The organism is Nocardiopsis codii (assembly GCF_036327455.1).
GTDB classification, from domain to species: domain Bacteria; phylum Actinomycetota; class Actinomycetes; order Streptosporangiales; family Streptosporangiaceae; genus Nocardiopsis; species Nocardiopsis codii.
In genome coordinates this window covers 1-14,022 of the sequence record NZ_JAUZMY010000037.1, presented here as the reverse complement: position 1 = coordinate 14,022, position 14,022 = coordinate 1, and the positions used below count along the sequence as shown (strand labels likewise).

The following is a 14,022-nucleotide window of genomic DNA, read 5'->3' as shown; positions in this document are numbered from 1 at the left end:
GAGCCCCGATGTTCGCACCCCCCATATCGGGCCGCTGGGTCTGCTACCGTCCCGATTCAGACCGGCCTTCCCCGCCCGTCGTCTGCTGCCCTGCGAGACGATCATCAGCATGGGAAAACATCATGAGCAGACGAAGTGGCATCGCAGACGCCTGGATCTGGGGTGCTATCACTGCGGGAGGCTGCGTAGTCGTTGCCGCCGTGGTGGCGCTTTTCGGCACACTCGCGATCCTGACGTCCAACAGCATCAATGACGGGCCGACACCAGAGCCCGAGCCGAGCCCCACAGCACAGGCCGACACCGCGACTCCGTCCGACCCCCCAGAGGAGGAAGAGGAAGCGGAGGTCGAGGCCCTCACCCCGCCCGAACCTCCGGAGGAACCCGCCCCCCCAACGGAGGAAGAAGACGACACCGGTGGGAGGGACGACGAGGATTCCAGTGCCCAGACAGGTATCCAGTTCGGGTCGGATTGCGCTCCCGTCGGTGCTCTCGGCATCGCTGTGGACGGGCGTCCCGCCGAGTGCTTCATGGGCCACGACGGCCGGGCGCGGTGGGGTTACGACTCGGACCGTGGCTAGAAGGGGGGCGGACAAGATAAGCCGGAGAGGGGCAACGGGCCTGCGTTTCCGCAGGTCAAGAGGTAGACCAATCCGGCCGCGTGGAGTGGTCTAGCGATTCGGTGTGTTTCGCCCCGGTATCGCCTGGTTCTGGCCGCCGGTAACTGCTCTTACCAGTGCGGCCGGACCGCCTCCGAGCTTCGCTGAAGAACCCCGTTACCTCTTTCCGGCTTACTTGGTTCGCCCCCGATCTCGGGGCCCGCGGCAGTGATGCGCCGCGCGAGCAGTTGCGCGTGCGGGCCGGTGGCCGCCATCGGCGCAAAGCGTTGCGCGAGGCCGGTCACGGCGCCACTGCCCCCGGCCGCAGCCCTGCCAGCATCACGTCCATCAGTAGTGCGCGGTCCGACTCTTCGCCGAGTCGAACAGCGTGCTCGATGCCGCACACAAGGCGTTCGATGTGGCCGACGGTGACATCGGCGCGCACGACAGCTGCGACCTGCGCGGAGGCGAGCAGGGCTGCCGACGTCACATGCAGCTCGCCCACGAGCGCGGCGACCGCGGGCGACGCGGGAGGAAGGACGATGAGGTCTTGCAGCCCTTCGCGTTCGACGAGCAGAGCGACAGCATGGCGGACGAAGTCGGCGAAGGCATCGGCGGGATCCTCGAGCGCGGCCGCCGCGCGCGCATGATCGAGGAGAACAGCCAGCGCATCGACGTTCAGAGCTTCGACCAGAGCAGGCACCGTAGGGAAGTGCCTGTACACCGTGCCCACCCCAACGCCGGCAGCTACAGACAGATCGTTGAGGCGCAGGTCGCGCACCGGGATGGCACGAGCGGCTTCGAGGATGCGCTCGCGTGAGCGAAGGGCGTCGGCACGAGGAGTCATGCCGTCAGCGTAGCTAAGTTGATGAACTATCCACATGCGCTACAGTGAAACGGATGAATCATCCACATAGAGCAGCTGACCTGCCCTGGGCGCCCCATGCCCTCCCTAACCTGGCTGGTCGCGTCTTCGCCGTGACCGGCGCGAGTTCCGGCATCGGCTACTTCGCCGCGGAGCAGCTCGCAGCCGCTGGCGCCGAGGTCGTACTGGCGTCGCGCTCGACCGCGCGGCTCGAGGCCGCCGCATCGACCCTGCGCTCGCATGTTCCGAATGTGCGCACTCACACACTTGAGGTCGACCTCGCCTCGCTTGCATCGGTCGCCGATGCCGGAGCGACGCTCGCCGCCCTGCCGCGCCTTGACGGAGTTCTGCTCAACGGCGGCCCCATGACTTTCGACCAGGCGGCGCGCACCGCTGACGGCCTGCCGTCCATACTCGGAGCGCACGTCGTGGCCAACGTGGCGCTCGTCGCCGCGCTATTGCCCACGCTCGCGACTCGAGAGTCCGCCCACGGCGACCTCCGCATCGCACACACGTCGACGAGCTTCGTCGACCTGCTGCGCGCCGACGTCGACGACGCGCATCGCGCGCACCGCACCGGCATCGGCGCATACACGCACGCGAAGGCGGTCACCGAGATCTTCGCCTTCGAGCTCGACCGCCGCCTGCGCTCCCGAGGACTGCCCGCCGCGTCCATTGTCACGCGACCCGGCGTCGGCGTTGACGCCCACACCCCCGAACGCGCCGGCGTGCGCGATTCGACCACCCCGTACCGACGCAATCCCTTCACGCTGTGGGCGCAAGGCAAGGATGCGGCCGCGTGGTCGGCTGTGCGCGCTCTCGTCGATCCCAACCTGAGTGGCGGCGAACTTCTCTCACCCGCCAACGGCAGGCGCGGACTGCCGGAACGAGTTCTCGCCCCCCGCCTGACGAAAGCAGCCGTTTCCGCCGATGACCTATGGCGTGAGCTCGAGCAACTCGCGAAGGTCTCGCTGCCACTCTAAGTCTCGGTTTCCGACGTACTTGGCCCGGTGCTCCCGAACGCCCGGCGAGCCGCAAGGTAGCCGGGTCGAGGAGGATCGCTACAGGATCTGGCGGCAGACCCCCGCCCGAGGTCACGGCGAGGTCACGACAGCCCCCGCGCAACGCGACGTCGCGCGGGGGCTGCCTCGTGCCCGGATCCGTCAATCAGGGATGACACACCGCCGATAAGGTTCACTTATCGGCGCGCGGAGGCCTGTATAAAAACGACGGCCATAAATCATTGTCTCTCGTGCGACACGGGTTCGCACGAGAGCTCGTCGTGAAAATGGCATTAATTAAGACAGAGGATCCTCGCCCGTGTCCTTATGGGAAACTCCCGGAATTAGCGGTTCCTCATGGGAAAGTCGCACATCCTTGAACTGTTTTCCGGGCACGTACCCTTTCGGGGGCTCGTCATTGTCGAGAACGATGACTTGCCCTACCTCATGGGAGGAAAAAACGTCGGTGGCAGTGAAGGCGCGCCGGTACAGTCGAGACGAGAAATCCTTGTCTGATTCGTTGGATCCGATGTTCTTTCGGATCGCATCCACGATCAAGAAGAAGGGAAGTCGTGGAGGGTACACATCGCCAGGTGCTGTGCTGTGTCGTAGAAGTGCCAGGCTGTAGGCTACGTTGACCGCAGCCTTTACGCCGCCGCCGAGCTGGCTGAAAGTCTGGCCATCGACTAGGGGAAGGTAGCGCTGACGATCCATTTTGACTGAGCCTTCGAACCAGGGTGGGGAAATTTTCTCAATTTCCTCGTGAAGGCGCTTCTCGATTTCCATCAGAATCTGTCCGCGCTGCTGGACTTGATCCTCAACAGTCAGGATTTCGCGCTTAAGGTGTTCAGTCTGCTCTTTAGCTGAGTTGATGCCAGCGCGCAACTCCTGCAATTTGGCTGATTCGGCGATGCCCTCGGCGAGCTGGGAGATGCGCTCTTGGCACGCGGACCGCTGGCTTGTCAGTTCTATCAAGGCCAGACGCGCGGGGGCCGGATCATCCGCCTCATGTTGTTCCAATGCGTCGAGCGCCCGACCGAGTTCAGCGGATGCCCTTTTGAGTTCCTCGTCTGCTTGCCCTGGGACTACCGTGTGCGGTGCGCTATGAACCGGAGCGGAGGGGGAAGAAGTCTTTGGAGTTCGTTGAAGACACAGTACGCACTCCCCTGCGCTAGCGCGCCCGGGGAAGAGATCTTGTCCGCACGCGGGGCAGCACGCTGAGTTCCACCTTTGTTGGGGAGAGTAGTTGTGGTGTACCTGGCCCGACTGAGGGGAGGGGGCCTCCTGTCCCCGAGCCGCGGAAGCCTGCCGCCACAGCCGTTGTGCGTTTTTTCGCCGTTCCTGGAGTGCGCTGCGGGTCTTCTCCCATTCGGTGATCTCTGTCCTGTACTTCTTCAACGCGGTGGTGAGGCGTTCCAATTGCTTTTGGGCATCCTCCTGTTCTGCGGCTGCCCTTTCGGGAGAGGTTCCAGCTTCCGAGAAGAAACCCTGGATATGGACGAGCCTGCGCTCCTGCTCTTTGGCAGCGCGCCGGGTCTCTTTTAGCTGAGTTTCCAAGATGCGGACTTTGGGGTCACTGAGCCCAAAAAGCAACTCGAACAGTGTCCGGCGTGCTCCGTCGCGTCCTCCTGCGTGCAGGATCACCTGCCGGTCAATCTCGCTCTGCATCCGATAAAGATAAGGCCAGACCTCGTTGAAGGTGAGGCGGGTACTCCTGCTGTTCAGCGCTCGGATCTCGTCGGAGTCGACCAAGTCCTTGAGTTCGAGCTCACTCAGAATCCAGTCAGAGAAGGTCGGTCCAGGGTTGTCTTTGGCAACCTTCACAGGCATCCGAGCGATAATCTCATGACCGATGTTGAGGACCTCAATTTCTCCTCCGCTTTTACCCAGAGGACGCCGGAGAATGTACTCTTTCCGTCCTATGCGGATCTGCAGAACGCAGAGCGTCACGTATTTACTGAACGCTAGCCTCCATTCTACCTTCTGGCCCAAACAGTAGGAAATAGCGTCCGCCAGCGACGTCTTTCCACTGTTTGTGGGGCCATGGACTGCCACGAAGCTGTGATCGAGGTCAATCGTGCGAGCCCCTTCGGGGCCGTGGATCTCCAGTGAAACGATTCGAATTCCCAGCATGGTCTCACTCCTCAGCGTGTCACGTTCAATGCTCGCACTGAGATGTGGCCTGTGAGGGGAAAACCTCACGATTAACACATAAGGTCAGCTTAATTATCCGAGGCTAGGGTGGCCGAAATCAATCGTGATCAGTTTTGGGTGAACGTGGCTTTGATGGAGCTTTTGGCGATTCCATGGGGCGCCGGGCTTCGATGGAGGACCGCTACGGGATTGCGTCCGGAGATTGGTCGGGGAGCGGTCCGGTGTAGGGGTTGCGCTGGCGGCGGCGGCGCATCTGGGCTGCACGCCGGTCCGCTACCCCAGGAAGCACGCCGGCCACCGCCCCCCAGGTCGCCCCAGCCTCGCGGGCGGCGTCCACAAGCCGCGGCTCGGACTCGTTCAGCCACTCCCGCAAGCCGGCCAACAACGCCAAGGCGGCCAATGCCTCCTCCTGGGTGGGAGTGACGCTGTTTCCGGAGCTGCGTGTCGAGCAGCAAGCGAGTACTTGCGCCAGGGACATGGCGTCGTGGGCCTCCCCTCCCCCAGGGTGCAGTGTGCTCAGCCGCCCTCCGTGCAGCAGATCACGGGCCTGCTTGTACTGGGCGTGGTCCATGTTGCCTCCCATGTCATCACCATGATGACATTGTCATCACTGCGATGACAGTTTCGTCATCACCATGATGACATTGTCATCACCATGATGACATCCTGCTGATCATCATGAGAGTGCTTTGCCAAAAGGTCCCTGAGGGGACAAGCGGCACGCGGGCAGTCCGACTGGCTCCCACCCCGGGTGTTGTACTTCTGGAAACGAGCATTTCCGGAAGTAGACTGCGGTGGTGACTTCTGGAAACACAACCCCTGGCCGTCAGCAGCCCTCGGTTTCCACTTCTGGAAACACACGGACCGGGCGACCCCGCCGCCCCGTGGACCTTCCCGACGGCCTCGCGGCCGAACTCGCCGCCTTCACCGAACGTCTCGCCTCAGCCACCGACCTGGGGGCGGCCACTCGCGACAAGTACCGGCGCAACACCGCCGCCTTCCTCACCTGGCTGGCCGACGCCCGCGAGGCCGGCGCCCTGGACGGCGACCCCCTCACCGACCCGGCCGCCAGGGACTGGGCGGTGCGCGACTGGCGCCGCACCTTGAAGAACACCCGCACCAAGCGGGGCACCCACCTGGGCGCGGCCACCATCAACAACCGCCTGTCCGCCGTCGACGCCTTCTTCGCCCTGCGCGGCTCGGGTCGGCCCGCGGTGGTGCGCGAACACCTGCCCCGCCCGAGCGCGCCCCGCGCCCTGGACCAGCGCACGCTGCTGCGGTTTTTGCGGACCGTGGCCCGCGACGCCTCGGCGCGGGACCGGGCGATCTGCCACCTGGCCTACTACGCCGGCCTCCGGGTCGCCGAGATCATCGCCCTGGACGTGGCCGACCTCCGCCTCTCCGCGAGGAAGGGCAGCGTGCGGGTACGCGGCAAGGGCAGGTCGGGCGGCAAGGACCGCACCGTCCCCCTGCACGCCCAGGTGCGCTCCACCCTGGAGGAGCTGCTCGACGAACTCGGCCGCCCCGCCGCGGGCCCGCTCATCCGCAACCGCGACGGCGCCGGCCTGTCCACCCGCGCCGCCAACACCGTGGTGACCACCCTGGGGGCCGCGGCGGGCATCGGCCCCTCAGACGACGGCGAATCCTTCGGCCCGCACGTGTTGCGCCACACCTTCGGCACCGACCTCGTCCGGGGCCGCGGCGAGGTGGCCGCCGCACCGGTCGACGTGGTCCTGGTCGCCGAGCTGATGGGCCACGCCGACCTCAACACCACCCGCCGCTACACCCTGCCCACTGACGCCGACAAGACCCGCGCCCTGAACGCGCTCACCACCGACCGGTGAACAGGCCGGGGAGCCTTAGCGCGGATTCCTGTTCCGATGTTCCTCAACCCCCGGGTCGGGGGAGCACCAGCGGGCGGTGAGGGCTTCGCCGGGGGCCGGGGTGGGCGTTCCCGGACCAGCGGCGGGCGCGGAGCACGATCCAGCGGTGGCCGGGACGGTCACCGCTCCCGGACGGCGTAGGTCACATGCGTCACCCTCGGGGAGGGCTCCGAGTGGACCTGCTCCAGTGCCACACGTCCGGCGTCCACACCCTCGAACAGACGGATTCCGGAGCCGAACAGCACGGGGGATAGCGCGATCGAGAACTCGTCGACCAGGCCGGCATTCACGTACTCCAGGATCGTCGCTGCGCCGCCCGCGATGCGGACGTCGCGATCACCGGCGGCCTCGCGGGCCCGGTCGAGGGCGGACTCGATGCCCTCGTCGACGAAGTGGAACGTGGTCCCGCCCGGCCGCTCCCAGGGCTCACGCCCGGTGTGCGTCACGACGAAGACCGGTGTGTGGAACGGCGCCTCCTCAGGCCACATCCGCTCACCGGCGTCGAACATGCGCCTGCCCATCACGCTCGCGCCGGTGCGCTCGAACGTCTCCCGCACGATGTCGTTGTCGCGTCCCTCCTCGCCGCCCTCGCCGAGTTTCAGGTTCTCCCGGAAGAACCGCTGCGGGAAGATCCACTGCTGCAGTTCCATCCACTGCCGCCCCATCAGTTCCCCGGGGGAATCGGGCGCGATGAAGCCGTCCAGCGACATCGACACGTTGAAGAACACCTTCCCCGCCATCAGCCCTGCGCTCCCTTCCGGGCGATCCCGGTGACGTAGGTAGCCAGGTTGTTCAGGGTCTGCCGGCCGCCCTCGACCGCGTGGTACTTCTCGGCCGCCTCGTCACGCTGCTCCTTGGTGGGGAACACCGTGCGCATCTCGATCCGGGTCGCCGCCCCCTCGGGCTCGAACCTCAGGATCGATTCGAAGGCGTTCGGGTCGTCGCGGGTCTCACCGTGCAGCAGCGCGATCCGTTCCGGCGGGGCGAGCTCGGTCCAGGTGATCCACTCCTGGTAGTCCGTCCCGTCCGGTCCGTGCATCACGAAGTCCCACTCCCCGCCGACGCGGAACTCGAACGCCCGCGTGGTGGTGGTGAACCCTTCCGGCCCCCACCACCGCGACAGGTGTCGGACGTCGGTGAACGCCTCGAACACCAGCTCGGGTGGGGCGTCGATGATCCGGGAGACGACGATCTCGCGGTCGGCTGTCGCGGACCGCCCCGGGGTCCCCTGTTCTGTCGCGTCCATCAGTTACTCCGCTCTCCCTGTCTGCTTCAGGTCCTGTACGTAGGCGTCCAGCCGGTCGAAGCTCTCGTTCCAGAACTGCTCGAATCCGCCGGTCCACTCGTGGACGGGCCGCAGCCCGTCGGCGTGGAGGCCGTACAGGCGCTGCTTGCCCGCCCTGCGGTCCCGCACCAGCCCGACCTCCCGGAGCACCCGCAGGTGTTTGGACGCCCCCGGCTGGGTCATCCCCAACTCCTGGGCCACCTCGGTCACCGACCGCTCGCCCTCCCGCAGCAGCGCCAGGATCTCCCGGCGCTGCGGCTCGGCGATCGCGTTGAAGACGTCCGACGTCGTCGCTGCTCGTGCCATGGGGCAATCATATTCCCATATCGGTATGCGTCAAGGTGAAAGGGTTCGGGCAGGTCATGCCCGGTACGATCCCGGCCGCGCGGGCACGGGACCGCACTGCCGATGCCGCGGCGCCCGAGACCGACAGAGCGGGATGCGCGAAGCGCACTGCCCAGCAAGAGCTCCAGAGGCCGGCGACGGCACTGACATCTTCACAACCGATGCCCACGGACAACTTGGTCGCCGATCCACTTGTTGACGAGCACGAACATGACAGTGGGCGCGAGCACGGAGATGCCAGTGGGTAGTACCCGAACATGAACCCCCGCAACGCTCCGCTGCGGGGGTGGTCCGGCTCCCTACCGGCGCGGCGGCGGGGCGAAGCGAGTGCCGATCCAATCGGCGCCGGCGTTCACCGAGGCGCGCTGGGTCAGTCCCGAGACGGTCGCGGACTCCCCGATGTCACTGGGCTGGATGTATCCGGCCCGGCCGACCTTCGGGGTGACCAGCCAGAGCTCGCCGTCCTCCTCCAGCGCAATGATGGCCTGGTTCAGGGCCTCGCTGAGCTCCCCGTCCTCCTCGCGGAACCACAGGAGGACGATGTCGGCGACCTCGTCGGAGTCCTCGTCCACCAGATCCTTGCCCGTGATCGAGACGATCCCGGCACGCAGATCCTGGTCCACGTCCTGGCCGCCGCCGAGTTCCTGGACGACCTGACCCGCTTGGAAACCCAACCGGACCGCGGGGTTGACCGACTCTTCTGCCGTGGTCATCACTGCCTCCGTTCCCGGACACGACCTCCGCGCCCTGGCTGTAGCGAACCAGATACGAAGAGTGTCGTGGGGTGGTTTGTGCATCCCGCGCCCGACCACCGGGGCGGGGGCGAGAACAACGGGCGTGTGACCCACGGTCAGGGTCGGCTCTGGTCGTGCGCCCTCTGGCACAGCCCTCGCCGCCGCTATCCGGTGGTTATCAGCGGCCAGAACCCATCGAAACGGGCACGAACCACGCGGGGCGGGTAGACCACGCGGGGCGGGTAGACCACGTGGAATGCCCGGATTGGTCTACCTCCTGACCTGCGCGAACGCCGACGGAAGGCCCTGGCGGGGTCGAGTCCGCCGCCGCCCCTCCTGCGGTCACGCACCGTCAGTTGAAAGGGGCACTGACATGTTCGCGCTCGTTGCTCGCTGACAAGTCGGTGCTCGATCCACTGACATCCCCGTGCTCGTCAACAGCTGGTGGTGGGGGAGCGGGGTCGCTAGGGTGCTCAGAAATACAGGAGAGTACGCAGGTATCTCTGACGAGATACGAGGCCCCTGCGGGGCCGAAAGACGGGTGCGGGAGGGGGCGGGGCCGGTGGCCATGGCGACGAAGATCAGCAACGCCGCCCAGGGCGACTACCGCCTCGCGCAACAGTGCGGGGCGGACGAGATCACCGCCGCCGACGTCGCCGTCTCCTACCGGCTCGACGGGGCCGACCGCCCGATCGAGCGTGTCGGCGACGGGTGGTCCGAGTTCGGCATCGAGGCCGGGACCGTCCTGGAGAATGCCTCCGACGTCGAGGAGGTGCGCCGCCTGTTGGCGGGCCGGGACCCGCATTCGCCCCGCCAGCTCGTCAAGCCCAAGGTCGCCGTGCACCCGCAGGCGATGCTTCCCGCGAAGGTGTTCGTCGCGGCGCTGGAATCGGCGGCCGCCGATCGCGGTCTTTCCGTCGAGCAGCTGGTGGCCGGCGACCCGTGGTCGACCGCGCGGGTCGGGCGTCTGGAGCGCGCTCTGCTGCGCGACGGAGAGCACCACCGCGCCCCGGTCGCGGACCTGGAGAGGGTCGCGGCCGCCGCCGGGATCGGCCTTGAGGACGTGTTCGAGGACCAGGAGCTGAAGTACGCCCGTACCCACCGTGACCAGCGCGTCCAGGTCGGGGTGATGGGCTACGACATCACCTTCGACCGCCCCAAGGGCATCAGCGTGCTCCAGGGCCTGGCGCCCGAGCACATCGCGGCGCGCATGGAGCGCATCCACCTGGAGGCCGTCCGCGAATCGGTCGCCGCGCTGCAGGGATGGGCCGGGTACGCGATGGCCGGCCACCACGGCGACGGCCAGACCGCGCGACGCCTGGACACCAGCGGGCTGATCGGGACCATGACGGTGCACCGCACCGCCCGACCTGTCGACGGGCAGCCGGGGGACCCGCACCTGCACACCCACGTCATGCTGGCCAACCTCGCGCGCGGCGAGGACGGCAAGTGGCGCACGATCGCCGCCGGGGGCCGGGACCTGATGCGGCACGTCCCGGCCGTGGGGGAGCTGTACCGGGCCCTGGAACGCGCCAAACTCAGCCGGGAGCTGGGGGTGCGCTTCGAGCAGGATCCGCGCACGAACCGGTGGGACGTCGTCGGCGTCCCGCCGTCTCTGCGGAGCGTCTTCTCGCGCCGGGCGCAGCAGATCCGGGCGGTGGCCGGGGAGGGCGCCACGGCGGCGCAGGGGCGTGCGGCCGGGCGTGCGAGCGCCCGCGCCAAGGTCGCCTCCACTCCCGCCTCGGAGCGCGCTTCCTGGCACGAGCGCGCCCAGGAGGCCGGGCACGATCCCGCCCTGGTCGTGGCCGCCGCACTCGGTCAGGGGCCGGAGGGCCCCACGACCGGTCGTGGACCGGGCGGGCCGCAGCCGGGCCCGCAGTCCCCGGACGAGCTGGCGGCCGCGGTGTGGCATCCGGAGACCGGGGTGACCGCCCACACGAAGGTGGTGACCCGGGCGAAGATCCTCGCGCACGTGGCCGGGGCGCTCGGGGTGGGCCTGCCCTCCGCGGCCATGCTGGAGATGCTGACCGACCACGTCCTGGCCGACGGGCGGGCCGTGGTGCTGCCCGAGGCCGGGACGGTCCACATGAGCAACGCCTCCAGGTACACATCCGCTGACATTCCCGCAGCTGAGCGGGTGATCATGACGGCGGCCGCCGACCGCCTCGGGGCCGGGAAGGCGATCGCGCAGGGCCAGACCTCACTCGAAGTCCTCAAGGCCTGGCAGAAGGCGAAGGGCTTCGCCCTCTCCGAGGAGCAGGTGCAGGTGATCGGGCGCCTGATCGGGCACGGCCACGGCATCGACACCGTCCTCGGCGTCGCCGGGGCCGGGAAGACCACCATCATGTCCGCCGCGCGCACGGCGTGGGAGGCCTCCGGGCTCCGGGTCGAGGGGGCGGCCGTCGCCGCCGTCGCGGCCGCTGGCCTGCGCGCCGAGGCCGGGATCGCCTCGCGCACGGTCGCCTCCTGGCAGCGCCGCATCGCCACCGGCCCCGGCCTGGAGGGCGTCGACGTCCTGGTCCTGGACGAAGCCGCCATGGTCGGCGACCGCGACCTGGCCGCGCTGGTGGACGAGGCCGGGCGCACCGGCACCAAACTCGTCATGATCGGCGACCCCCTCCAGCTCAAGTCCGTGGCCGCCGGCGGGTCCTTCACCCACGTGCACCAGGCCGTCGACGGGGCGGAGCTGCACGAGAACCGCCGCCAACGCAGCGAGATCGACCGCCAGACGCTGGAGGCGTGGCGGACCGGTGCGCGCCGGTCCGCGCTGGCCATGTGGGGTGAGCGCGGCATGGTCCGCGCCGCCGTCGACGCCGACGCGGCCCTGGGACAGATGGCGGCGGGCTGGTGGGAAGACCGGTCCCGCCTGCGCGATGCGCACGACGCCGTCGAGCGGGTGCTCATGCTGGCCGCCACCAACGCCGACGTGGAACAGCTCAACACCCACGGCCGGGCGTTCGCCCGCGCGGAAGGCCTGCTCACCGGCCCCGACACCACGTGGACACTGGGCTCGGGTGAGCGCCTGGCCCTGGCCGCCGGGGACCAGGCGCGCATGCGCGCCAACGACTACCGCTCCCGCAGCAGCTCCGACCCGGACGTGCTCAACGGCTACCGCGGCCTGATCCGCGAGGTCGACCCTACACGCGGGGCGCTCTTCGAGTGGCGCCGCGCCGACACCCTCGAACAGGCCTGGATCACCCCCGAGGCCATCACACGCGGGGACCTCTCCCACGGGTACGCGTCCACGATCGCCTCCGCCCAGGGCCTGACCTGCGACCGCGCCCATGTCTACGGCCTGGGAGCCGACGCCCACGGGCTGTACGCGGCCATGTCGCGCGCCCGGGAGCGCACCGACCTGTACCTGCCCGCTCTCGAGGTGGAACCGGACACGGTCCGCCAGCGCCGGGGAGAGGCCCGCAGCGAGGCTGAGCAGTGCGCGCGGGTCATCGCCGCCTACGCCGACACCCTCACCGACGACGAGACAGGCCTGGTCCTGGCCGAACTCGAAGAGGCCGCCCCGCCGCTGGGCGAGGTCGTCCCCGCCCGCCCCGACCCGGCCGCCGACCACGAGCCCCCCGCCGACGGCCAGGTGCCCGAGCACGAGACCCAGGCCGCCCAGGCCGCCGCTCTGAGAGAGACCGCGAAGTACCTGAGGGACGAGGTGCTGCCCCTGCGCCGCCAGGAGTACCGCCTGGCCGAACAGCGCGCCGAGATCGGCCGGATACGCCTGCTGCTGGACAGGACGAAACCGTCCACGGCCCGCACCGCCGCCCACCAGGCGCGCGAGAGGATCCACCAGACCTCCGCCCAGGTCAGCGCCCTGCGCGCCCAGGCCCGCGAGCTATCCGAGCAGGCCAAGGCGGGCCGCGAGCGCCAGGAGCGCGAGGCCGCCCAGGCCGAACAGAGGCGCCGGCGCCTGGAGAAACTGGAGCCGACCGCGCTGTCCCGGGGGATGACCCGCGCGGAACTGGCCGCCCTGGACACCGACCAGCTGCCGGCCCTGGAGATCGAGGCCGCGCGCGCGGACTGGCTGGCGTCGCAGAAGGCCGCCAACGAACGGGCGGCCCGCATCCCGCGCACGCCCCCGCGGAGCCCGTCCCACTCCCACCGGCCCCCGACCCACACCCCCAAGCCCACACGCGGGTACGGCTACGGCCGGTAGAGGCCCCAGCAAGGCGTGGCGGGTGCCTGGTGGTACCCGGGGGCCAGCCCCCGGGACCCCCGTAGCCGGACGCGAACCTGGCGCCCATCCGACGCGAGCAACGCCTCGTGGCAGGCGCCAGAACCCCGCCTGGACCAAGGCCGTGGCGCAGGCTTCCAGGGGCCAGAGATCTCCGCACCCACGCATGGAGAGTGACTCAGGTCACCGCGACGGAGGGTTGAGTGTGCCGTAGCGGCACAGCGTTGTGTGGATATCAGCCGACCACGAACGAAGGGAACGAGATGGCCCCCGCCGATCTGATCGACCGCGTTCGCACCCACACACCCAGCGCCGATCTCCTCACCCGGGAGGGCGCCATGACCGTGACCGTCGACCACCGCACCCACGACGATGCCGCCCAGGCCGAGGAGCCGGTCAGTACCAAGCAGGCGGTGCTGGACCAGCTGGGCGGAACGTCCGGGATGGTCTACACGACCCTTCCGGTCGTGGTCTTCGCAGCAGTGGTGCCCTTCGTCTCCCTGGCCGCCGCGATCGGGGCCGCGATCGCCATCGCCGCGGTGCTGGCGGTGTTCCGGATGTGGCGCGGGGAGAAGCTCATGGCCGCGCTGGGAGGCGTGTTCGGCGTCGCCGTGGCCGGGGGCGTCTCGGCGATGACCGGGTCGGCCAACGACTTCTTCCTGATCGGGATCTGGGCGTCCTTCGCCGGGGCCGTCCTCACGCTCGTCTCGCTCGTGGTGCGACGCCCCCTGACCGGGGTGATCTGGAACGCGGTGCACGGGGGCACCCACCCCTGGCGCCAGGACCGGCCCACCCTGCGCATCCACGACCTGGCCACCCTCGCCGTCATGGCGCTGTTCGCCGGCCGGTTCGTCGTCCGCCAGTGGCTCTACCTCGCCGACTCCACCACCGGCCTGGCCATCGCCGACACCGTCACCGGCATCCCCCTGACCGCCCTGGCCGCCGTCGTCGTCATCTGGGCCTTCCGCCGCTCCACCAA

Annotated in this window: 11 protein-coding genes; 5 read left to right on the top strand and 6 right to left on the bottom strand. The window is 68.6% G+C overall.

Annotated elements, in window-relative coordinates; all coding sequences use genetic code 11:
• Positions 1–122 precede the first annotated feature (122 nt).
• Complete coding sequence (locus tag Q8791_RS27105; protein ID WP_330094656.1) at positions 123–578, top strand: hypothetical protein; 456 nt, start codon at positions 123–125, stop codon at positions 576–578.
• A 319-nt stretch (positions 579–897) separates the two neighbouring features.
• Here Q8791_RS27105 and Q8791_RS27100 read toward each other — a convergent pair whose 3' ends face one another.
• Positions 898–1,443: a TetR/AcrR family transcriptional regulator gene (locus Q8791_RS27100; RefSeq protein WP_330094655.1), complete on the bottom strand. Its 546-nt coding sequence runs from the start codon at positions 1,441–1,443 to the stop codon at positions 898–900.
• 131 nt (positions 1,444–1,574) lie between these two features.
• Between Q8791_RS27100 and Q8791_RS27095 the strand changes: the two genes are divergently transcribed.
• The gene (locus Q8791_RS27095) at positions 1,575–2,444 is read left to right on the top strand and encodes an SDR family NAD(P)-dependent oxidoreductase (RefSeq protein WP_330094654.1); all 870 of its coding nucleotides are present in this window, start codon (positions 1,575–1,577) and stop codon (positions 2,442–2,444) included.
• Positions 2,445–2,759: 315 nt separating this feature from the next.
• On the opposite strand, the gene Q8791_RS27090 is transcribed toward Q8791_RS27095, so the two are convergent.
• On the bottom strand, positions 2,760–4,595 hold the full coding sequence (locus Q8791_RS27090; RefSeq protein WP_330094653.1) for an AAA family ATPase: 1,836 nt from the start codon (positions 4,593–4,595) through the stop codon (positions 2,760–2,762).
• A gap of 905 nt (positions 4,596–5,500) precedes the next feature.
• Between Q8791_RS27090 and Q8791_RS27085 the strand changes: the two genes are divergently transcribed.
• Positions 5,501–6,460: a tyrosine-type recombinase/integrase gene (locus Q8791_RS27085; RefSeq protein ID WP_330094652.1), complete on the top strand. Its 960-nt coding sequence runs from the start codon at positions 5,501–5,503 to the stop codon at positions 6,458–6,460.
• 158 nt (positions 6,461–6,618) lie between these two features.
• Here the strand turns inward: Q8791_RS27085 and Q8791_RS27080 are convergent, their stop codons facing one another.
• From Q8791_RS27080 to Q8791_RS27065, 4 genes are all read right to left on the bottom strand, one after another.
• Entirely contained in the window at positions 6,619–7,239 is a 621-nt protein-coding gene (locus tag Q8791_RS27080; protein ID WP_330094651.1) for a dihydrofolate reductase family protein, read from the bottom strand.
• Positions 7,239–7,745 carry an SRPBCC family protein gene (locus Q8791_RS27075; RefSeq protein ID WP_330094650.1) on the bottom strand — a complete coding sequence of 169 codons (507 nt, stop codon included), beginning with the start codon at positions 7,743–7,745 and terminating at the stop codon, positions 7,239–7,241. Before Q8791_RS27075 ends, Q8791_RS27080 begins: the two co-directional genes overlap by 1 nt.
• Before the next feature lie 3 nt (positions 7,746–7,748).
• A complete protein-coding gene (locus Q8791_RS27070) occupies positions 7,749–8,090 on the bottom strand; it encodes an ArsR/SmtB family transcription factor (RefSeq protein ID WP_330094649.1) in 342 nt (113 codons plus the stop codon).
• Positions 8,091–8,428: 338 nt separating this feature from the next.
• Positions 8,429–8,842: a DUF3052 domain-containing protein gene (locus Q8791_RS27065; RefSeq protein ID WP_330094648.1), complete on the bottom strand. Its 414-nt coding sequence runs from the start codon at positions 8,840–8,842 to the stop codon at positions 8,429–8,431.
• Positions 8,843–9,431: 589 nt separating this feature from the next.
• On the opposite strand from Q8791_RS27065, the gene mobF reads away from it, so the two are divergent.
• Both mobF and Q8791_RS27055 read left to right on the top strand, forming a co-directional pair.
• Positions 9,432–13,025 (top strand): MobF family relaxase, encoded by a 3,594-nt coding sequence (gene mobF, locus Q8791_RS27060; RefSeq protein WP_330094647.1) that lies wholly within the window; start codon positions 9,432–9,434, stop codon positions 13,023–13,025.
• Between the two features lie 281 nt (positions 13,026–13,306).
• Positions 13,307–14,022: DUF3159 domain-containing protein (locus tag Q8791_RS27055; protein ID WP_330094646.1), on the top strand; the 716-nt coding region annotated here is incomplete at its 3' end.

Excerpts from the sequence above, each read along its gene's own strand:
- Q8791_RS27105 (WP_330094656.1), top strand. The coding sequence starts at position 123 with ATGAGCAGACGAAGTGGCATCGCAGACGCCTGGATCTGGGGTGCTATC.
- Q8791_RS27100 (WP_330094655.1), bottom strand. The coding sequence starts at position 1,443 with ATGACTCCTCGTGCCGACGCCCTTCGCTCACGCGAGCGCATCCTCGAA.
- Q8791_RS27090 (WP_330094653.1), bottom strand. The coding sequence starts at position 4,595 with ATGCTGGGAATTCGAATCGTTTCACTGGAGATCCACGGCCCCGAAGGG.
- Q8791_RS27080 (WP_330094651.1), bottom strand. The coding sequence starts at position 7,239 with ATGGCGGGGAAGGTGTTCTTCAACGTGTCGATGTCGCTGGACGGCTTC.
- Q8791_RS27075 (WP_330094650.1), bottom strand. The coding sequence starts at position 7,745 with ATGGACGCGACAGAACAGGGGACCCCGGGGCGGTCCGCGACAGCCGAC.
- Q8791_RS27070 (WP_330094649.1), bottom strand. The coding sequence starts at position 8,090 with ATGGCACGAGCAGCGACGACGTCGGACGTCTTCAACGCGATCGCCGAG.
- Q8791_RS27065 (WP_330094648.1), bottom strand. The coding sequence starts at position 8,842 with ATGACCACGGCAGAAGAGTCGGTCAACCCCGCGGTCCGGTTGGGTTTC.
- mobF (WP_330094647.1), top strand. The coding sequence starts at position 9,432 with ATGGCGACGAAGATCAGCAACGCCGCCCAGGGCGACTACCGCCTCGCG.